Source organism: Pseudoalteromonas sp. bablab_jr011 (assembly GCF_016464045.1).
GTDB lineage: Bacteria > Pseudomonadota > Gammaproteobacteria > Enterobacterales > Alteromonadaceae > Pseudoalteromonas > Pseudoalteromonas lipolytica.
The window spans coordinates 1-20,924 of record NZ_JACDWU010000295.1; the positions used below are offsets into that span (position 1 = coordinate 1).

Genomic DNA, 20,924 nt, shown 5'->3' on the forward strand with positions numbered 1-20,924 from the left:
AACTCCAAAACTTCTACTCAATGAGTGAGAGTTTAATACTTGAGCCCAGGCGAGAAAGATCCTTCCCTAGAGTCGTTAAGAAAAAACCAAGCCGATACCCTCGAAAATACAATGCCGCTCACCTTAAGTGAACGGCATTAGCGCATGGCGCGCCTTTTTTTGTGCCCAAATAGGCTTCAATACCCATTTGCAATATTATTCCAAATAAACCGCTTAATTAAGCTTACAGCTATAACATATTACGCCAAATACCTTTATAGGCGACAACATGCAAACAGCCCTAAAAAGCCAATTGACTATCGCGGATTTTAATCGCAATTACATGACTTAATGAATGTATCTGGCTACACTGTTTTTTTATTTCACAGGGCCACCCAATGCATTCTCTTCCAAATGACTGTCACGTAATTGATCTTGAGTCATGGCCTCGTAAGCAACATTTTGCTTTTTTCAAAGAATTTAGTCTCCCTTACTTTAATGTTTGTGTGTCGCTCGACATGGCTGCACTTTATGAGCAGTGTAAGTCAGCGCCGTATTCATTTTTTCATAGCTATATTTTTCTGACTTTAGAGGCTTGCCACGATTATGCGCCCATGCGCCAGCGTATTATAGATTCGTGTCCTATTCAGCTATCAACTGTACGTGCTAGTGTGGTTGAGTTAGCTGATGATGATACATTGCGTTTCAGTTACTTTGAAAAACATGATTCTATTCAACGCTTTTCTGAGCATGCATTGCAGGTAGCAAAAGAAAGTAAAGGGCAACCTTTCTTCTCAGAAGCGTTTGCAGCGACAGAAGGGCAACCCGATCTCATTCATATTTCTGTTTTACCTTGGCTAAATTTCACGGGGTTTTCACATGCCGTTAGTGAGGGGCACGGGTTAGGTATTCCTAAATTGGTGTTTGGTCAATACGATAAGCGAACCGGCAAGATCCCGCTATCCATTGATGTCCATCACGCTTTAATGGATGGTTTACATGTCGCTCGGTTTGTTCAAATCTTGCAAGAAAAAATTAATGATTACTGTAATTGATTGTTGCTAAATGTGATTAAAGTGAGTAAGAATTGCAACTAATGTAGTAGTAATGGAAGTGTTGGTTGACGATATGAGCACCACACAGCATCACTGAAAAGAACAATAATTAAAGGTTAAGCTTTATGGCGCGGGTAGTTAGTCTCATTTTACTGTGTGTATGTTTTAGCGCTTTTGCAGAATCAACTCGCCTTTCATTGAGTGACTATTTTACTGAGACATGGAATACACGCTCAGGTTTACCTCACAATAGTATTAACAGTGTTGCACAAACGAAAGATGGCTATATCTGGATAGCAACGTGGGAAGGGTTGGCGCGTTTTAATGGTCGAGAGTTTAAACTTTTTACACGAACCGAGATCCCAGGATTGCCTGATTCAGGTTTAAGAAGTCTGATAGCCATTGATAATGGCGATTTATACATTGTTGGAGCACGAGGCGGGATTGCCGTGCGCTCACAGGGCCAGTGGCGGTCGCTTCCAAGTTCATCGACCATGATTAATCATGCATTGATCTCAGAACAAGGCGAAATTTGGCTCGCTCTTGAGGGACAAGGTATTGTGTATCGTGCATCAGAAAAAGCAACAGAACACACATTGGTTGATAAACTGAGTGCATACAGACTAATAAAAGACAAACAGAATGTCATTTGGGCTGCAACCAGTGATGGCTTATACAAAATTGAAGGTAAAAAGGTCAGTAAAGTTGGTCAAGAGGCCGGTTTACCTGATGCCTCTGCTTTTACGCTGTTATTGACTCAGTCGGGTACCTTAATCGTCGGCACAGAAAAAGGGGCATGGCAAAAGCAACACGATAAATTTGTCTCTGTTGATGCAACGCTCAATCATGAATCCATATCGAGTTTGCTCGAAGATACCCAAGGAGACATTTGGTTCGGTACAATCAACAAAGGTGTTTTTAGATTGAGGCAATCAGGCCTTGAAAATCTCGATGCCGATGATGGCTTGCCGAATAACCGTACTCTGTCATTACTGCAGGACCGTGAAAAAAGCATTTGGGTTGGTACTAATGCAGGGCTATTCAGGCTGCGTGAAGCCCCGTTTACGAATTGGAGCCAAAGCCGTGGTCTTGCTTCAGATTATGTTCGCACCGTATTGTCTCATTCTGATGGTAGTTTGTGGGTAGGCAGTAGCAATGGTTTAAACCGAATTATAAATGGGGAAATAACCACCTTAAACCAAGCATATGAACGTGATCCCCTGTCAGTGCTAAGTTTAACTGAAGACAAAAATGGGGATGTATGGCTTGGCACGTACACTGGTGGCCTCATGAAAGTGGTGAATAACAAAATTTACCCAGTTAAGAATCGCACTTATGGGCTTCTTAATAATGAGGTACGAGCGGTATTATTCGATAGCTCACATAATTTATGGATCGGCACTGCCAGCGGCCTTACAAAGCTCACAGACGACGGACAAATTCATTCTTACACTACTGAAAAAGGCTTAGCTGGCAATTTTATTATGGCACTTGCTGAAGATAATCAAGGCCGGCTATGGGTTGGAACAGGTGTTGGAGTGTCTATTTTTGATCCCGCATTAAACACATTTTCTAACATAGAATTTCCTGAAAAATTTAGCACTGAATATGCGTTTGGTTTTTATCTTGATGGCGAAAAAATGTGGCTCGCAACGGATCGAGGCCTCATACGTTACGATTTGAAGACCGATGTTATGCATTTGTTTGGACGTGAACAGGGCTTACCCGTTGATAAATTATTTCAGGTTATTGAGCAAGGTGACTCGTTGTGGTTAACCAGTAATCGCGGTGTTATTCAGCTCAATAAAACCCAGCTTACTGAATTTTTAGATAACCCCACGGGTGCGGAGTCAGTTGTTGTTTCTATGCAGTTGTATGATGAAGGCGATGGCATGCTGAGCGCGCAAGCAAATGGCGGTTCTAACCCTGCAGCAGTGACACATTCTGATGGTCAACTCTGGGTTGCAACGGCAAAAGGGGTTGCGATTGTAAAGCCTGAGCGACTTAAAGAGGCGAGTAAACGTCGTTTGTCAACGGTCATAGAAAGCTTTGAAGTTGATGGTAAGCCCGTTGGATTGCCCGCTAAAAGTGATGTACTAAGTTTACCAGCGGGTATTTCAAGGGTGTCATTTAATTATGCAGGCTTAAGTTTTATTATGCCGCAGCGTCTAAATTATCAAACTCACTTAAGTGGCTACAACGAAGAATGGGTTGATAGAGGCCGCTTAGCTATTACTGAGTATACAAACTTACCTCCGGGAGAATATACATTTAAGGTCCGTGCGGGCTATCCAAATAGTGAATGGCAAAACAATGAACAAACGTTACGATTCAGAATTGCGCCATATTTTTGGCAAAAGACCAGCTTTAAATTAGTGCTTATTTTGGGCTTATTTTTAATAGCCTATGCAATATATAAATACCGTTTATATCATTATAAACGCATTGAAATAGAGCTGACGGAGAAGGTCGAGCAACAAATGCACGATTTAAAGAACCAAGCAGATGCATTCGCGCATCTCGCTAATCATGACCAATTAACTCAGCTACCCAATAGACGAGCATTCGATAGTTGGCTATTCGAGAACTTTAGTCAGTTCCAACATAATAAGCAAAGCTTAAGTGTTGCGATTATGGACATTGACCACTTTAAATTAATTAATGACAATTTTTCACATTTGATTGGTGATCAAGTGATTTGTGAAATTGCCCGTTTGTTACGTATCAACTTTCCAGATGAAGGTTATGCTGCGCGTTGGGGGGGCGAAGAGTTCACTTTACTATTTCCTCATAAAGGTGCTGATGAAGCCGCGCGTTTATGTGAAATTATTCGCTTAGAAATCGCGGATTATAATTTTTCTGAACTTGCGAAAGAACTGTCTGTCACTGTAAGTTTCGGTGTTGCAGATAATGCAAATGTTACCGACTATGATCGGCTACTTTCTCATGCAGATACCGCGCTATACCACGCTAAAAATAATGGCAGGAACAAAGTGGTAATTTACAATAAAGAAACATCAATTTTGTAGATTGGTAACAAATGGCTTTTTTATTCATTTTAAGTTCATTATAATTGCAGCCCCACAAGGGAAACAATAATAATTAAATGGAGTTTTTATGTTTAAAAAACATACTATTGCACTCGCAATTTCTGCGAGTTTTTTATTATCTGGTTGTTTAGAAGTTGAAGACAACAATAACGATGAACTAGTCAGTGCAATTGAAGAACAAAATAAGGCCACTCAAGAAGCTGAAACAGCGACTTTAACAGGAACGGTTAAAAATTACGTCACTGACAGCTTAGCGACTAATGCACAAATTCAAATAAAAATTGGCAACACTTGGTCAGAGGCGGTTTCGCTGAGTGATGGCATGTTTGAATTGAAAAATATTCCAAAACATTCTGATTACGTGTTACTTGTGACAAGTACTGATGGTTCGTTTCAACAGCGTGCATTTTATGGTAACTCAGGTGCTGGAGTTAGCCAGCTAGGCTCACTTTCAGTTACTACAACAGAGACCATTCAATTCACGGCATTGCTTGATGGTGAAAATACACCTATTAAAGACCTTCAGTTTACTTATACTACATCATTAGGCCTAACAGATAGCTCGTGGCAATCTCGCAATGAGCACTTTTTCAGTGCGACCTATAACGAGCAAACTAATCTTTATTCAATTGAGAAACCCGTTGGTTTGGGAAATGCAATTGCTCTTCATATCGATATGGATGTTGATAACGATGCTATTAATGATTATGAGCTTGTACAAAATTATTACAATCAAAGTTCTGTCTCATTTAGCACATTGAATGATGATGCAACCATTTTGTTTAAAGATACAGATGCGACAAAAGAGTATCAATTACGTGTTAAAGTCATCGATGAAACTGGTCAAGTCTTTTCAAATATTGAATTAGTGGCATCAAGCAATGATTTTGAGTCTAATCCTTTGACCTTTGATGCGACAGAAAATGAGTATGTTTATGACTTTAAAGGCAGCTCATCACTTACTGTAAGAATGTCGGCTTTTACAGATGTAAATGGTCAGAATTATTTATCTGATTCATTTTCTGTTAGAGAAGAAAATGGTGAGTTGGTGGTCGGCAATATCTATAACCAAGGTAATTTCCAAGTCGAAGACGGTGTTGTGTCGGTGATTTTTAAGGCCAATAAAGGCACACAAACGACGCAAGTAGATTTGCTTAGCCAAACTGTTAATGCGTTGAATAATGGTTATTACTTGTTCTTCTCAAAACCAATAGAGCTTACACAAGATAGCTTTTCATTGGTGAGAAGCAATTCACTTACAGTGATCCGTGGTAATGAATCAACAACAGATTCAGTCCCTGCTGGCAGTACATTTTTTATTAGAAAGGATGTAGACATTACAACGACTTCATCATTGTCATTAAATGATACCTTTGTGGAAGTATTGCCTGAGCAAGCGCTTAGTGTTGGTCGTTATAAGTACCGTTTAAATTCAGTGATTGATAAAGAAACTGCTTTAACTGCTAATTATTCATTTGAAAATGAATTTACGGTTGCTGATAAAGCTGCGTTTTCAATCGAAGATGTTAAATTCGATAATAATAATGGTTTGAAAGCTGGCCAATTGATTCACGCTACTAACTCAGCGGGTGAGAGTGCAGCATCATCGAGTCGTGGTAATAACGTGAGATTGTATTTACCAACGTCTATTGCATCACTTGCCGAACTTGATATTACCTTAACGGGTTATACAAACAATGGCACTATGAATCCTGTTTACGAAGAGCTTACAATTGTCTCTGGTGAGTATATTTATAATGATAGTTTAAGAAACCTAGTTTCAATTGCATTAAATGAAACGGCCTATGGTGATTCGGGCAATGCAATTAAATATACTTCTTTACCAGATGGCTTAATGTATATGCATGGACTACCGTGGGATGTAACATACCTTGATGATAACGCGTCTGGTAACGTTAATACGATTACCTTCGACTATGAGTATCGAGTCAAAGGCAGTAAAGAAGTGGTAACTGGTTCGGCAACGGTTCCTGTCCTGTAACTTTTTACTGCAACTTAAATAAAAATGTGTGCAGACAATTGATCTTTTTTTGTTTGCACACATTAAAGTAACAAGATTATATTTTAGGCGATGATAATGCTTAACCTTGTTTTGTTACTTTTTTTGCTCATTTTTATTGTCGGTTACTGGCGCTGGGATGATATTCGAAATCATTTTTGGCATAGAAAGTACCTGACCTATTCCCTTACTTCAGAGCAGAAGTCATTGCTGTTGAAGTACATGCCTATTTATCAAAAAATGACGGACGCTGATCGTGAAAAATTAGAGCGTCATATTGTTTGGTTCTTAAATGAAAAGCGATTTATTGGGTGTGATGGCCTGCAGTTAAATGATGCAATGAAACTCATTGTTGCTGCAGATGCATGTGTTTTAGTGCTCAATAAGCCTTGGCCTTTATATCGTAATGTGAAAGACATTTTATTATATCCAAGTGCCTATTATGCACCACAAACATCACGCGATGGTGCAGGTCTTGTTAGTTATCATAATACCGTGAGACAAGGTGAGTCATGGCCTGGTGGCACCTTGGTCTTAAGCTGGCACGATGTGCTAGAAGGAAGCCGGCTCCCTAGTGATGGCCACAATTTGGTATTCCATGAATTTGCTCATCAACTAGACCAAGAAACAGGAAAAACGACAGGCACGCCATTGCTTGCTAGTAATGCTGACTATCAACAATGGGCCAAAGTATTCAGTCGTGCTTTTAATCAGCTTAAAACACACATTGCTTACGGTATGCCCCATGTTATTCATAGTTATGGGGCGACCAATGAAGCCGAGTTTTTTGCCGTGATCACCGAAACTTTCCTTGAAAAGCCTGCTGCACTTAGGCAATTCGATCCTGAAATTTATCATTTATTGGTAGGCTATTATGAATTTGATCCCATTGCGTGGCATTAGTCGCCAATTTACGACTGTTTAACACGTAATGCTGGAATCTTGCTATGCTATTTGATGCAATCAATATGTGTGCAAATAACAAAACAATAACAAGTGAGAATTCCATGAAGAAAATGCTTCATACGGCTTTGGCTGTTTCGATTTCACTCGCCTTTACAGGGCAAGTAATAGCAACCGAGCAGTCAAGTGATGAAAAGTGGCGAGTTGATGCGCCAGCAGGTCAGTTTTTAGATGCCAAAATCAGTGTTGAACAAGGCACGTGGATGAATGTTGATATTAGTCCTGATGGTGAAACCTTGGTGTTTGATCTGTTGGGTGATATTTACACTATGCCAATCTCGGGCGGTACGGCAAAACAATTAACAAGTGATATTGCGTGGCAGATGCAACCGCGCTTTAGCCCTGATGGTAAATACATTGCGTTTACATCTGATCAAGGTGGTGGTGATAACATTTGGATTATGGATGTCAACGGTGAAAACCAAAAGGCCGTCACTGACGAAACGTTTCGTTTATTAAATAGCCCTGCATGGAGCCCCGATGGCGACTATTTAGTTGCGCGTAAGCACTTTACAGCAAGCCGCTCACTCGGTGCGGGTGAAGTTTGGCTATACCACAAAGCCGGTGGTAAGGGAGTGCAGTTAACGGCACGTGAAAACGATCAAAAAGATTTAGGTGAACCGATGTTTTCACCTGACGGTCGTTATGTGTATTTTTCACATGATGCTACACCAGGTAAAACATTCCATTACTCAAAAGATTCAGTTGCGGGTATCTACAAAATTAAACGCTATGACCGTGAAACCGGTGAAATTGAAACTATTATTGATGGAATGGGGGGCGCTATTCGTCCAACTCCCTCACCAGATGGTAAAAAACTGGCTTATATCAAGCGTGATGATTTTCAAACAAGCTTATATTTATATGACCTTCACACTGGTGAGCATACAAAGTTATATGGTGAGCTTGAGCGAGATATGCAAGAAACATGGGCAATACACGGTGTTTACCCGACCATTGCTTGGACGCCAGATAATGCGCAATTAGTGTTTTGGGCTGGTGGCACAATTCATAAATTAGATGTTGATGATAAATCAGTATCACGTATCCCATTTAAGGTAGAAACCAATAAACAAATTCAAAAAGCAGTGCGGTTTACACACAATATCGATAGCGATAATTTTGCGGTAAAAATGCTGCGCAATGTGCAAATTTCACCAGACGGTGAAACAGCCATTTTTGAAGCTTTGGGTCATATTTATAAGCGTGATCTTGAGTCAGGTAAAGTGAAACGCTTAACTAAACAAGACGATCATTTTGAGTTATTTCCACAGTTTTCCCGCGATGGTAAAAAAGTAGTTTATACAACGTGGGATGACAATGAACAGGGCTCTGTGCGTGTCGTTTCTGCAAGAGGCGGACGAGGTAATAAGTTAACAGAAGAACCAGGTAAATATGTAGAACCTACCTTTAGCCCAGATGGTAAGACGGTTGTTTATCGTAAAGCATCGGGTGGCAGTATCCTCAATCCAACCTGGTCATTAGAGCCGGGCATTTATTCTGTTAGTGCCAAGGGCGGTGAATCCGCACTGATCACTAAGTCAGGTTACCAGCCGCAATTTGGCGCAGTGAATGACCGTATTTATGTAATGAGCCCATGGCCTAAACCTACGCTTAGTGTGGTTGAGCTTGAGTCAAAAGAAGTACGTAAGCTGTATGAGTCTGAGCATGCAACGGAGTTCAGAGTGTCGCCAGATGGTAAATATTTGGCATTTGCTGAGCGTTTTAAAGTGTTTGTAACCCCTTTTGTTGAACGCGGCAAAACCATTAATATTGGCCCGAAAGATAGTCAATTCCCAATTGAACAATTATCAGTTCGTGCGGGCGAGAATATTAGCTGGAGTGGAACCAGTGATAAACTGTATTGGAGTCTTGGTCCTGAGCTTTATCATGCAAGTTTAGCGGGTTTATTTGACATAAATAAAAACGCAGACACAGATTTTAAAGTGAAAAGTGGTGACAACATTGGCTTTACCAAAACAATGGCTGAGCCAAAGGGGATGTTTGCACTAACGGGCGCACGCATCATTACCATGAATGGTGAGCAAGTTATTGAAAATGGTGTGATTGTAACTGATGGAAAACACATTAAAGCAGTCGGAAGCAAAGACTCTGTAACAATTCCTAAAGGTGCAGAAGTTATTGATGTGACCGGCAAGACGATTATGCCAGGCATTGTTGATGCCCATGCTCATGGTGCGCAAGCCAGTGATGAAATAATCCCGCAACAAAACTGGAAAAACCTTGCTGGTTTATCGCTGGGTGTTACGACGATTCATGATCCATCGAACGACACCACCGAAATTTTTGCTGCGAGTGAAATGCAAAAAGCAGGCATGATAGTGGCACCACGCATTTTTTCTACCGGTACAATACTGTACGGTGCCAATATGCCGGGCTATACATCGCATATTGACTCGCTTGACGATGCTAAATTCCACCTTGAACGCTTGAAAAAAGTGGGTGCATTTAGTGTTAAGTCATACAACCAGCCTCGCCGTGAACAGCGTCAGCAAGTAATTGAAGCTGGGCGTGAACTTGAAATGATGGTTGTGCCAGAAGGGGGCTCATTATTGCAGCATAACTTGACCATGGTCGTTGATGGTCATACCGGTATTGAGCACTCAATTCCTGTTGCGAACATTTATGATGATATTCGCCAACTATGGTCGCAAAGTGATGTAGGTTATACACCTACGTTAGGTGTTGCTTATGGTGGCATTTGGGGTGAAAACTACTGGTATGATAAAACGGATGTGTGGAACCACCCACGTCTAAGTAAATTTGTGCCTAAAAACCAACTTTTACCGCGCTCAATGCGTCGAGTAAAAGCACCCGATCATCATTACAACCACTTTAACAACGCACGCGTTGCTAAAGAGCTACAAGACTTAGGAGTATTGGTTAATTTGGGCGCTCATGGTCAACGTGAAGGCTTAGCTGCACATTGGGAAATCTGGATGTTTGCTCAAGGCGGTATGACGCCGCTAGAAGCAATTCGTGCGGCGACACTCGATCCTGCTAAATACATCGGCTTAGATAAAAATATTGGTTCATTAGAGCCGGGCAAATTAGCGGATCTTATCGTTATTGATGGTAACCCGTTGACGAATATTCGTGATACCGACAAAATCGACTATACCATGGTGAATGGTCGTTTATTTGACGCGGCAACGATGAATGAAGTCGGCGGAAAACAACGTGATAAATTATATTTTGAAAAGATATAAATAGCGTAAAGTGAAAAGCGGCCATTGAGCCGCTTTTTTTATGGTTTTTAATTTAGCAGGCGAGGGAATTGCTTCATACCAGACACTTTTGCTTGGCAAATCATTCCCTCAGTGAGTGTCATTAAATAGTGGCAAAGAGAATCAATTTTCTCGGCTTTTACGTCTTTACATTCTGACAAACGCTGTTTGATGAGTGAAGAAACAGCGGCTTTATGTGCTTTACATGCAAGGTTGACTGGGCTTTGCGGCGCTGAGTATTCTGCCGCTGCGTTAATGAACATACAGCCATTAAAGTTTCCAAGCTCTGCAACCTTAGAATGAAACCAATCTTCGAAGCTTGTAAATAAACGTTCTTGAAAATCGTGTAATGTCGTTTGTTGGTTGGTGGCGTTCTCAAGCCACGTTATGAATGTAGTATGCCGTTCGTTTAGGCACGCTAAAATTAATTCATCTTTACCTGCAAAATGATGGTACATCGTTTTTTTAGCTACATTTGCTGCACTAATAATTTCATTAATCCCCACGCTGTGAATTCCTTTATCGTAAAACAATTCGAGTGCAGTCAATGTAATGTGTGTTCTTTTATCCATGCTTGCTCCTAGATAGAAATTCTAGCTTGACATAAGTAGACCGAGTTGTCTACTATTTGCAGGTAGACAACTCGGTCTACTTTGAGCAATGGAGATATGATGGACAAAACAATTAACAAAGCGGTTATTGCAGGTGGATTTGCAGCGCTGGCTATTTTTGTACTTGCTTACTTACAGCAACGAGGGGATTTTGGCATATGGTTAATGGCTCCATTTGGAGCGACTGCCGTTTTAGTCTTTGGTGTACCTACAAGTCCACTTGCGCGGGCCAGAAATGTGATTGGTGGTCACCTTATAACGGCGTTTATAGGAGTCTTATTTGTAAATTTTGTTGGTGTCAGTCCTTTTGAGATTGCTATTGCCAGTGGGTTGGCTATTTCATTAATGATGCTAACACGCACAGTGCATCCTGCCGCTGGGGCAAATCCTATTTTAATAATGCAATCGTTGCAAAGCTGGGATTTTTTAGTAATGCCCGTATTAACAGGTACCGTATTTATTGTGCTTTGTGGTTTTGTTTCACAATACTTGATAAATATCTCGATAACTGGGCATAAAAAAACCGCTAATTAGTAGCGGTTTTTTCCCAATGTGTAATTAGTTACACAACACCACGAGGTAAACGACAATCGTGGTCTTTTTCAGCTAGGTTAACAATCCACAGCTCTTCAGCTTTGAAACCATCATCATTCGCTTTCACTACGGTGAATGGTGACTTTTTAACTGACTTAGCTGGCGCAGCGGTTTTAGTTTTGGTTTTTTTTGCCGGTGCTTTTGGTGCTTCTTCTGCTTTAGGCTCAGCTGTTTTACCAGAAGTGAGCTCTTCAGTCAGCGCTGCAACATCAGCAAGGCGCAAATTTTTGCCACCGTCGATGCTATACCAACCAGGTTTTGTTGTGATTTCAGGTTTTTTACCATTCGCTGCTTCATAAGCTGCTTCGAAGGCATTTAACACTTCTGTTTTGTCTAGTTTGCTCATCAGAGACCCTATACGTTGTAAACACAGATTAAGAATATATATTTATACCTATTTTCAGCTTACTTTTCAATTTTTTGCGATTTTCCTTCCATTTTTGACTTATAAACGCCAAAATTTGCACAAATTTAAGGGGTAGAGGACGATTTCTATATGCAACGTAAACAATTTACTCAGTTATTAAACGACATTCTAAAACCCGACTCAATCGCAGATTTTTGCCCGAATGGGCTTCAGGTTGAAGGTGCAAACGAGGTAAAAAAAATAGTGACAGGGGTCACGGCAAGCCAAGCATTGATTGATGCGGCTATTGATCACGGCGCGGATACTATTTTGGTTCACCATGGATATTTTTGGAAAGGTGAGTCTCAGCCAATCACAGGTATGAAAAAACGGCGTGTAGCGGCGTTACTTGCTCATGATATCAACTTATTTGCTTATCATCTGCCATTAGATGTTCATCCCGTCATTGGCAACAATGCGCAACTTGCACACTTATTAGATATTGAACTTAGCGCGGGGCTTGAAGCGGGACCAAACAGCGTCGCAGTAAAAGGATTTTTAAAAACACCTTTAACGGGCAAAGAGTTTGCAGACAAAATTAGCACAGTGCTACACCGTGAATCTTTAACGAGCTTAGTGCGCGATGACAAGATTGAAACCATTGCTTGGTGTACAGGGGGCGGGCAAGGTTATATTGACTTAGCTGCTGCTCAAGGTATTGATGCCTATTTGACAGGTGAAGCATCTGAGCAAACTATTCATAGCTCGCGAGAGCAAGGAATTGATTTTTTCGCTGCAGGTCACCATGCTACTGAGCGATACGGAATAAAAGCACTTGGCGAGCTTTTAGCTGAGCAGCATGGTTTTGATGTTACTTTTATAGATATTGATAACCCTGTTTAATCTAACAGGGTTAAGTGATTACAACGCCTCTGGATCAATCCAGCGGCGTAATTTAATCCACAGACTGCCTACCTTTTCGTGGCTCACTCGTGTAACTGCAACGAGTACATCGGCACTGGGGATAAATTGTTTGTACATGGGAAATTGGCTGTAATCTTTATAATCTGTTGCTGCGGGTATTACCTCGATTCCTTGCGCGTTGAAGAGATCTTTTGCGCGCGGCATATGGCTTGCAGATGTGACTAAAGCACTCTTTTTGTCGACCAAATATATCGCCAGTCTTTTCGCTTCTTCTGCGGTGTCCATCGCAAGCGGGTTTTGTTTGATCCTTGATGCTGCGATACCTAATGTCTTGGCTGTTTCAAACATCAATTGGCTGTTTGTGGTATTGGCAAAGCCACCACCAGAGACAAATAAAATAGCATCCGGGTATTGATGCGCAAGTTTTACACCCTCTAATAAGCGGCTTATAGCACAATCGCCCAGTTGGTTATTAGCAACAAGTTGTGGATGCGGCATGATGGTACAACCTAAAACAACAATGTTATCAATCTGGGAGTGTTGGCGTTTATTAAATTGCCATTGTGGGTTATTACTTGAAGCAATCAGCGTTTGACCAACATAAGGGGTGCTTACAATTAGTAGGCTTAATACACTGATAAACCCTAAATAGAGCGCTTTTCGTCGCTGTGTTATCGCTAGAAATACCATTAGTAATGTTATTATGCCAAGCAACGGGAGTGGCATTAACAATGAGCCAATTATCTTCTTAATTTCAAACATAGTAAATACAAGTGATTGTAAGATATAACGATGTTAGATAGTTTATCTGTGTTTAGCGACCATTATTTAGTTTGCAAGTATTCAAAAAATGACGATATACAGGATTATCTTTCATATTTTTTTTCATTGCTAAGTACATAGGACGTGTAAGACCTAGAGCACCTAATGGAATTGATTTTATCAAGCCTTGGCTTTCATAAGGTGTAACTAACCAGTCTGGTAGCGCAGCAACCCCCATTCCAGCACTAACAAGCTGAAAAATTAATAAGCCTTGGTCAACGGTTTTAAGTGTGCCGTCAAAGCGTGCATTTTGTATAAAATGCTTAAAAATGTCCTGACGTTCACGTGGAATAGGGTATGAAATGATTGTTTCGTTTTTCAGATCCAGGGCGGTCACATAGGCTTTTTTTGCAAGCTCATGATCAGGTGCCACGATTAATTTTAATTTAAAGTCGAATAGATGTGCATATTCGAGCTGATCTGGTTCACGAATATCTGATGTAAGCACAAGATCGAGTTCGTCATTCATTAAATCAGGAATAGCATCGTAGCTAAAACCGCGTTCATAATCGACTTTAATGTCTGGCCAAAAATTATTAAATTCTTTAATTGTCGGCAACAGCCAATGGAAACAGGCGTGACACTCAACACTTAATCTCAAGTTTGATATTGGTTGATTAAGACTCTCTTTTAATCGACATTTTGTGGCTTCTACCCGAGGAAGCACCTCGTTGGCTAATTCAAGTAAGAGCATGCCCTGCGGTGTGAAACGAACCGGTTGTGTTTTCCGTTCGAATAACTGGCAGTCGAGTTTATTTTCGAGATCTTTAATCTGATGTGATAACGCTGATTGCGTTAAGAAGAGTTCTCGGGCTGTATTAACTAAAGAACCGGTCTCTTTAAGTGTCGCAATTGTTTTAAGGTGCTTTATATCAATCATCTTTAAAAAATCTCATGAAAAATGTGAGTCAAACTCAGATTACAAACATACTACGCTTTCGTTTATATTTTTTCAACGTCTAGACGTCTAAAATAGCGTTGTTTTTTACTGCATGTTTACAATAACCTTTCTAAACAATAAATGACAGCGTTGTCAGTTTGTTTTTTTACACTTGCTGCGATATTTCCATGAATTTACCTCAAGTTTATAAGTGGCGAATTTAGCAGTCATAGGAAAAGCGACAAAAAAGAGAAAACTCAATAAAGGTATCCCCAGTGCCGCCAGTGCCAAATTTAGCTTTTGAAGCCTAAAAATGTGAACTAGGCATAAGGTGTACTCAGGTATAAAGGTAAACTTAAGGTATAGAGTGAGAAAGATTAATGTGCTGTGTAGAGGGGAGTGGCATGTATATATTGCTCAATAGAGGGCTCTTTGTTCAGTGTTAGCAAGTTATATTAACACCGATATAAAAAAGTATACGTTGAGTCATCCCGTTGCTAGCAAGGCGTTTAATTTATACCAATCCGCAAAAATACTTAATCATTTTGAGTGATCAAACCAGTCGCTACCTGCGTTAAAAATTTCTGATTTAAAACAACTAAATAACTAAATTTTTGCCTTGTTATCAACGCGGTTTTATTGCCTCAAAATAGACCACTTAATTAAGCGGAATGGTATTAGTGGCAATAAATGTGAGGTAAGAAAACCGCGTCGGTAGCAAGCACATTGTGTTATGTAGCTGTGTTATTTGTGTTTGGTAATCGCCTTTGCATTGCTGTAACTCCTGCACCTATGGAGGCGTTAATCAGACATCCTTAACGCTGTGTATGTCAGGTTTAATGCCTGAAAATGATTGCGTATGGTTGCTAAAGGTTATTACAGCAAGCTTATCAATAAACAAATCCGTCTTTTTACAGTAAGGTCGTTTTTTTCATGGCTTATAAAGGCGAGTATGCTTTTTATAAGCCATGTAAAATAACGTTTTTAGCATCCTTTGCCGGCATTGGCCTTGCTTTTAAAAAGCCTTGACCAAATTTACACGGTGTTTGTTTTAAGATGGCTAGCTGTTGCTCAGTTTCAATTCCTTCTGCAACCACATCAAGCTGTAATGATTGTGCTAAAGATAATATGGCATCTATTAATGGGTTATGTGATTTTGTAATATGATCAATAAAGCTCTTATCAATTTTTAAGATATGAATCGGTAATTGGTGTAAATAGCCTAGGGCAGAGTAACCTGTCCCAAAGTCATCTAAGCAAAGTTTTACTTCAAGGGGCGCTAACCCTTTTATTATTTTAGTTGCGAGTTCTAAATTACCTATTAGCCCTGATTCTGTAATTTCTAGACAGAGTGACCCTAACGGAAGTTGATACTTTTTATATAAAGCATGCATTTGGGCTACAAAATCAAGACTCGCAAAGTGCCTAGACGAGACATTAACAGTGACTCTGGTAAAGGGAAGTCCGTGTTGATACCAATGTGAAATTTGCTGAGCTGCTAAGTCGAGTAAATGCAGGTCTAAGTTGATGATTTGCCCTGTATCTTCTGCAACGGGGATAAAATCATTCGGTGCTACAAACCCTTTGGTTGGATGGTGCCAGCGTACCAGTGCTTCGAAGCCAATGACCTGTGCCTCTTGAATTGTAAAAATTGGTTGATAATACAGTTCAAATTCATTGTGTTCGATGCCATGCTGTAAATCATTTTCGATATCGGCATGGGTTTTTAGCTTTTTACGCATTGTGTTATTAAAAAACTTTACGTGTCCACGCCCTGAAGATTTAGCTTCGTACATGGCTGCATCAGCATGTTGCAATAATTTGTAAGCTTTGTCGTTTTCACTTTCACAAAATGCAACGCCAATACTGGTAGAAGCCTGTAATAAGTGGCCGTCAATATTGAGGGGATCAGCTAGTGCAGTTTGAATTCGCTCTAGGGCATCATTTATTTGCTGCTTATCGGTTATATTCTCCATAAAAATCGCAAATTCGTCTCCCCCTAAGCGGGCAAAAGTATCTGTGTTACGAATGGCGCCTTGAATTAATTCACAAATTCTCACTAAAAAATGGTCACCCACTTCATGACCTAATGAGTCATTAATACTTTTAAACCGATCAAAATCTAAGTACAACAACGCATGTTGGGTCTCTTTATTCGCACGTGCTAAACGCAATATGCCGTGTTTTATGCGTTCAATTAATAATGAACGGTTTGCTAACCCTGTTAGTTCATCATGTAATGCACGGTGCTCTAATTCTTGACGTGATAATTGACGGTCAATAGCCATGCTAATTTGGCGACTTACATAGGTAAGAAGCGCGCGATCATGCTCACTGTAGTGATAACGATCACTGTAGCTTTGCACCGCAATGACCCCGCTAATTCTGTCATTTACTTTAAAGGGAACACCTAACCATGATTCTGCTTGGCGACCCACCATTTTAAAATGGCCTGCATCAATATGTTGCTGGAATTCTTCCTTATTGAATAATAGAGATTGCTCTGTTGTGAGCAGATAATAGGAAGCCGTGTCTTTTAATAGATCCTTAGAGATTTTTTTGTGTGCGTTAGAGCGCACTCCTTCTTCGATAATATAAACGATATCGAGCACATCACATTTTTTGTCATAAAGCCCGATGAAAAAGTTATCAGCCCTGAGTAGCGTGGTAATAATGGCATGAAGTGACTCAAAAAAGCTGTCGAGTTCGCTAGATTGATAGGTAAGATTGGCTATCTGTAGCATACAATTTTCAAGTTTTTGCGCATCGTTTAACTGATTAACAGTTTGCTTTAAGTTTTTAACGGTTCTGACTTGGTCGATTTTTGCACTGAGTAAATGGGCAACCGTTGATAAAATCTCAAGGTGAGCATCATTATAGTAATGTTTTTGCGGATGCTCGCAGTCAATGACCCCTAAGATTTTTTCTTTATAAACCAGCGGCACACATAATTCAGACAGGGCGGGGCGCGCATCTGCGATATAACGTTTTTCGTGTCTTACATCGCCTATCATTAAAGGTTTGCCAGTGGATGCAACATACCCGGTTATACCCTGATCAAAACTAATTTCTGTGCGGTCAATGTAATAAGAGTTATCACCGCTATTTGTTTTACCCATCGAAGCAACTTCTTTGAGGGTACGTGCTTCATCATCTGCTAAGTAAATGACACACTCAATGAACCCGAGTCTGTTTACAACATGTGATGTGACGTACTCAAGTAGCTCTTCTATGGTGTCTAACTGCATCAACGATGATGAAAACTGATTAATGATATGCAACTGATCTGTTTTGACTTCAAGTGCACTCGCGGTATCTAAATGTTTAGGCATAATAAAGAAAAATGAGCCAAATAATCTGTTAATTAATTACGTTAACCTACTATCAATATATCCACAAAGTTATTTTCAAAAAAAACTGAAACTGGTGTAAACTACGCACCTGAATATAAACGAAAGTAAGTCAATTAGTGATTTAACCTCGTTTAAGCTATCCCTCTAACTCTTAGCCGTGGAAACCAGCAATGTCAGATTTAAATACGATTCAAACCCTCACCATTACACGACCAGACGATTGGCATATTCATTTACGCGACGGTGATCAATTGGTCGATACTGTCCGTGATGCAAGCCGCTACATGGGTCGTGCGATTATTATGCCTAATCTTGTTCCACCGGCTACCTGTACCGATAGTGCATTGGCGTATTATGAGCGTATTAAAGCGGCTGGCCCACAGGGTGATTTTGAACCACTAATGGTGCTTTATCTCACTGATAAAACGAGCCCAGAAGAGATAAAAAAAGCAAAAGCAACAGGAAAAATTGTTGCTGCAAAGCTTTACCCTGCAGGTGCGACAACAAACTCTGACTCGGGTGTTACATCAATTAAGAATATTTACCCAGTTCTAGAAGCGATGCATGACGTCGGTATGTTATTACTTGTTCATGGTGAAGTGACAGATTCATCGATAGATATATTTGACCGTGAAAAAGTGTTTTTAGAAACCATTCTTGCCGATGTTGTGAATGATTTCCCAAGCTTGAAAATTGTCCTTGAGCATATCACCACAAAAGATGCGGTAGAGTTTGTTAATAGCGCACCAGATAATGTTGCTGCAACAATTACAGCTCATCACCTTTTATACAATCGTAACCATATGTTGGCAGGCGGCATTCGTCCACATTATTACTGTTTACCTATACTGAAGCGCAATATCCATCAGCAAGCGCTGATTGCGGCGGCGACAAGTGGCAGTAAAAAGTTTTTCTTGGGAACCGACTCTGCACCGCATTATAAAGATAAGAAAGAGGCTGCTTGCGGTTGTGCGGGTGCTTATACCGCACATGCAGCGATTGAACTCTATGCAGAAGCGTTTGAGGAAGCGGGGGCTTTAGATAAGCTAGAAGGCTTTGCGAGTCATTATGGCCCTGACTTTTACGGTTTGCCGCGCAATTGCGATACCATCACGTTAGTGAAAGAAAGTTGGACAGTGCCTGCTACTTATAAATTAGGCGATTCGCAGGTAGTGCCTATTAAGGCCGAAGCGCAAATGGACTGGCAAGTAAAGTAAGATAAAATAAAGAAATAAAAGCCCATCAAAGTTGATGGGCTTTTTTCATTGTAATTTAATTGTTTAGAAATACGCCTGTCATATTTTTAAAACTGAAGGTTGACCTTAAAATAATTTTCGATTAATAGAGCTAAAAGACATTTATTGTGTTAGTCTTAAGTTGCTTTGAGTTTTTGCGTATTGAATTTACGGATAATGTGCGGCTTGTACGGTTACCGGTTGGTTATTAGTTCTTCCTGTACTTTACCCCAAGTTTATTGGGCATTCACTCAGGGAGGATAGAGCCATTATGGCTGAATTTTAATAATTGACTTACAGGAAAATTTGGTATGTCAAACACGGTTACTGGTAAAGTTAAGTTCTTCAACGAAGCTAAAGGCTTTGGTTTTATTGAACAAGAAAATGGTCCTGACGTATTCGTACATTTCAGTGCTATCACAGGTACAGGCTTCCGCACTCTTAGCGAAGGCCAACAAGTATCTTTCGGCATCAAACAAGGTCAAAAAGGCCCTGAAGCTGAGAACGTAGAAGTAGCATAATTTTTTATGTGAAACTTAGTACATTTTGGTGAAACAGTTTCTGTTTCACCAAAATTCATTCTTAATTAACACACTTCCTCTGCATAATTTAATCAATTACTTCTCATGTACCGAAATTATATTCCTCCAAAGGCATTAATTTAGGTTTTTTATATCAGCCATTCGGCTATAAGTTAAATAACTATTCCTTAAAAGCTACTCTCCATAACTAAAGTATTATATGCTTTGCGCAGGATCTATTTAATGTGACATTGATAGTTGTGTAATTTGGTAGTTTTTATCACTCAAGTTACGATTTCAAACTGGCGATAATAAGTTTGAAGATATTTTCAACAATCTGAAAATTTCCCGCTAAACTTAGTACAACTCGAACGTAGAAAAAATACTGAGTAATTCATACTTGTTTGATAAAATATAATGAAGGTTTGCTAATTGATGAGCATAGGAAACAATATTCTGCTGGTAGACGATCACCCGATGGTGGCAACAGCAATTAAAATGGTGCTAGCGAAGTCAACTCTCGTAAACGAAGTTCAAGCTGTTGCAAGTCAAAAGGAGGCGCTGCAGTTTTTAAAGAATAATAATGTTGCGCTAGCGATTCTAGATATTGAACTAGAAGACTCCGACGGCTTTAGTTTATACAAGCGAGCTGTCAGTGGCGGTTTTACTGGGAAAGTGTTGTTTTTGTCAGCTAAGCAAGACAAACACATTATTCGTACCGCTGCTAAATTAGGTGCACAAGGCTTCGTTAATAAAGCAGAAAGTTTAGAAGACATTTCGTCAGCTGTTGAAATGATTTTGCGAGGTTACACGTTTTTTCCACAAGACCACTTAGTGGCCTGTGAAAAAGACATTGATGAGCTGCTTACTGAGCGTGAACTTGCGGTAATGAATTATTTATTGCAAGGGCTATCCAATAAAGATATCGGTGAGAAGCTATTTATTAGCAATAAAACAGTGAGCACCTATAAAGCAAAGATTTTTGAAAAGCTTGAGGTAGACTCAATAATATCGTTGGCAAAGCTTGTAAAAGATCGCGCGGTATTCTAACCAATTTCTTGATGACACATAACACGCTCACTGTATTCATCCTTCCAGTCGGAAGGGTGAATTGCCTGCTTATTGAACATTAATCTCTTTTTAATGCATAAAAATTCTTCAAAACCGTTTTGTTCGAAAAAAAAGAGATTTTTTTTTTCACTTATCTTTACCTATTTAAACTTTTATTAAATGTTACATTTATGTTTAAGTTTGAATCTAATCTGAACGGAATGATTGCCAATCAAGGGTTATAGAACCTTAACGCGAACACCTCTGTTATAT

General features: G+C 39.9%; 15 protein-coding genes. 10 read left to right on the forward strand and 5 right to left on the reverse strand.

Translation table 11 applies throughout. The features are described from left to right. Positions 1-377 precede the first annotated feature (377 nt). The 5 genes from JIG41_RS18135 (at position 378) to JIG41_RS18155 (ending at position 10,297) form a co-directional block, all read left to right on the forward strand. Positions 378-1,034, forward strand: a complete 657-nt coding sequence (locus tag JIG41_RS18135) for a CatA-like O-acetyltransferase (RefSeq protein WP_036967488.1) — start codon at positions 378-380, stop codon at positions 1,032-1,034. Between the two features lie 125 nt (positions 1,035-1,159). After that, the gene (locus JIG41_RS18140) at positions 1,160-4,063 is read left to right on the forward strand and encodes a two-component regulator propeller domain-containing protein (protein ID WP_199525206.1); all 2,904 of its coding nucleotides are present in this window, start codon (positions 1,160-1,162) and stop codon (positions 4,061-4,063) included. An 88-nt stretch (positions 4,064-4,151) separates the two neighbouring features. Further along, positions 4,152-6,086, forward strand: coding sequence for a hypothetical protein (locus JIG41_RS18145; RefSeq protein WP_199525207.1), 1,935 nt, complete (start codon positions 4,152-4,154; stop codon positions 6,084-6,086). A gap of 96 nt (positions 6,087-6,182) precedes the next feature. Further along, complete coding sequence (locus tag JIG41_RS18150) at positions 6,183-7,007, forward strand: M90 family metallopeptidase (RefSeq protein WP_065978722.1); 825 nt, start codon at positions 6,183-6,185, stop codon at positions 7,005-7,007. Positions 7,008-7,111: 104 nt separating this feature from the next. After that, positions 7,112-10,297, forward strand: coding sequence for an amidohydrolase family protein (locus JIG41_RS18155; protein ID WP_199525208.1), 3,186 nt, complete (start codon positions 7,112-7,114; stop codon positions 10,295-10,297). A gap of 47 nt (positions 10,298-10,344) precedes the next feature. Here the strand turns inward: JIG41_RS18155 and JIG41_RS18160 are convergent, their stop codons facing one another. After that, positions 10,345-10,887, reverse strand: coding sequence for a TetR/AcrR family transcriptional regulator (locus tag JIG41_RS18160; protein WP_036967499.1), 543 nt, complete (start codon positions 10,885-10,887; stop codon positions 10,345-10,347). A gap of 96 nt (positions 10,888-10,983) precedes the next feature. On the opposite strand from JIG41_RS18160, the gene JIG41_RS18165 reads away from it, so the two are divergent. Further along, positions 10,984-11,460, forward strand: coding sequence for an HPP family protein (locus JIG41_RS18165; protein ID WP_065978721.1), 477 nt, complete (start codon positions 10,984-10,986; stop codon positions 11,458-11,460). 28 nt (positions 11,461-11,488) lie between these two features. Here the strand turns inward: JIG41_RS18165 and JIG41_RS18170 are convergent, their stop codons facing one another. Then, complete coding sequence (locus tag JIG41_RS18170; RefSeq protein ID WP_036967506.1) at positions 11,489-11,866, reverse strand: hypothetical protein; 378 nt, start codon at positions 11,864-11,866, stop codon at positions 11,489-11,491. Positions 11,867-12,016: 150 nt separating this feature from the next. On the opposite strand from JIG41_RS18170, the gene JIG41_RS18175 reads away from it, so the two are divergent. Beyond that, on the forward strand, positions 12,017-12,769 hold the full coding sequence (locus JIG41_RS18175; protein WP_199525209.1) for a Nif3-like dinuclear metal center hexameric protein: 753 nt from the start codon (positions 12,017-12,019) through the stop codon (positions 12,767-12,769). 18 nt (positions 12,770-12,787) lie between these two features. Here the strand turns inward: JIG41_RS18175 and JIG41_RS18180 are convergent, their stop codons facing one another. The 3 genes from JIG41_RS18180 to JIG41_RS18190 all read right to left on the reverse strand — a co-directional run bounded on the left by JIG41_RS18180 (position 12,788) and on the right by JIG41_RS18190 (position 17,824). Further along, a complete protein-coding gene (locus JIG41_RS18180; protein ID WP_036967513.1) occupies positions 12,788-13,552 on the reverse strand; it encodes a YdcF family protein in 765 nt (254 codons plus the stop codon). A gap of 52 nt (positions 13,553-13,604) precedes the next feature. After that, entirely contained in the window at positions 13,605-14,492 is an 888-nt protein-coding gene (locus tag JIG41_RS18185; protein ID WP_036967517.1) for a LysR substrate-binding domain-containing protein, read from the reverse strand. A 959-nt stretch (positions 14,493-15,451) separates the two neighbouring features. Further along, positions 15,452-17,824, reverse strand: coding sequence for an EAL domain-containing protein (locus JIG41_RS18190; protein ID WP_199525210.1), 2,373 nt, complete (start codon positions 17,822-17,824; stop codon positions 15,452-15,454). Positions 17,825-18,015: 191 nt separating this feature from the next. On the opposite strand from JIG41_RS18190, the gene pyrC reads away from it, so the two are divergent. The 3 genes from pyrC to JIG41_RS18205 all read left to right on the forward strand — a co-directional run bounded on the left by pyrC (position 18,016) and on the right by JIG41_RS18205 (position 20,651). Continuing rightward, complete coding sequence (gene pyrC / locus JIG41_RS18195) at positions 18,016-19,062, forward strand: dihydroorotase (protein ID WP_199525211.1); 1,047 nt, start codon at positions 18,016-18,018, stop codon at positions 19,060-19,062. Positions 19,063-19,391: 329 nt separating this feature from the next. Continuing rightward, positions 19,392-19,601, forward strand: coding sequence for a cold-shock protein (locus tag JIG41_RS18200; RefSeq protein WP_036967526.1), 210 nt, complete (start codon positions 19,392-19,394; stop codon positions 19,599-19,601). 435 nt (positions 19,602-20,036) lie between these two features. After that, positions 20,037-20,651 carry a response regulator transcription factor gene (locus JIG41_RS18205; RefSeq protein WP_036967529.1) on the forward strand — a complete coding sequence of 205 codons (615 nt, stop codon included), beginning with the start codon at positions 20,037-20,039 and terminating at the stop codon, positions 20,649-20,651. The last annotated feature ends 273 nt before the right edge of the window (positions 20,652-20,924 follow it).

Excerpts from the sequence above, each read along its gene's own strand:
- JIG41_RS18135 (WP_036967488.1), top strand. The coding sequence starts at position 378 with ATGCATTCTCTTCCAAATGACTGTCACGTAATTGATCTTGAGTCATGG.
- JIG41_RS18140 (WP_199525206.1), top strand. The coding sequence starts at position 1,160 with ATGGCGCGGGTAGTTAGTCTCATTTTACTGTGTGTATGTTTTAGCGCT.
- JIG41_RS18145 (WP_199525207.1), top strand. The coding sequence starts at position 4,152 with ATGTTTAAAAAACATACTATTGCACTCGCAATTTCTGCGAGTTTTTTA.
- JIG41_RS18150 (WP_065978722.1), top strand. The coding sequence starts at position 6,183 with ATGCTTAACCTTGTTTTGTTACTTTTTTTGCTCATTTTTATTGTCGGT.
- JIG41_RS18155 (WP_199525208.1), top strand. The coding sequence starts at position 7,112 with ATGAAGAAAATGCTTCATACGGCTTTGGCTGTTTCGATTTCACTCGCC.
- JIG41_RS18160 (WP_036967499.1), bottom strand. The coding sequence starts at position 10,887 with ATGGATAAAAGAACACACATTACATTGACTGCACTCGAATTGTTTTAC.
- JIG41_RS18165 (WP_065978721.1), top strand. The coding sequence starts at position 10,984 with ATGATGGACAAAACAATTAACAAAGCGGTTATTGCAGGTGGATTTGCA.
- JIG41_RS18170 (WP_036967506.1), bottom strand. The coding sequence starts at position 11,866 with ATGAGCAAACTAGACAAAACAGAAGTGTTAAATGCCTTCGAAGCAGCT.
- JIG41_RS18175 (WP_199525209.1), top strand. The coding sequence starts at position 12,017 with ATGCAACGTAAACAATTTACTCAGTTATTAAACGACATTCTAAAACCC.
- JIG41_RS18180 (WP_036967513.1), bottom strand. The coding sequence starts at position 13,552 with ATGTTTGAAATTAAGAAGATAATTGGCTCATTGTTAATGCCACTCCCG.
- JIG41_RS18185 (WP_036967517.1), bottom strand. The coding sequence starts at position 14,492 with ATGATTGATATAAAGCACCTTAAAACAATTGCGACACTTAAAGAGACC.
- JIG41_RS18190 (WP_199525210.1), bottom strand. The coding sequence starts at position 17,824 with ATGCCTAAACATTTAGATACCGCGAGTGCACTTGAAGTCAAAACAGAT.
- pyrC (WP_199525211.1), top strand. The coding sequence starts at position 18,016 with ATGTCAGATTTAAATACGATTCAAACCCTCACCATTACACGACCAGAC.
- JIG41_RS18200 (WP_036967526.1), top strand. The coding sequence starts at position 19,392 with ATGTCAAACACGGTTACTGGTAAAGTTAAGTTCTTCAACGAAGCTAAA.
- JIG41_RS18205 (WP_036967529.1), top strand. The coding sequence starts at position 20,037 with ATGAGCATAGGAAACAATATTCTGCTGGTAGACGATCACCCGATGGTG.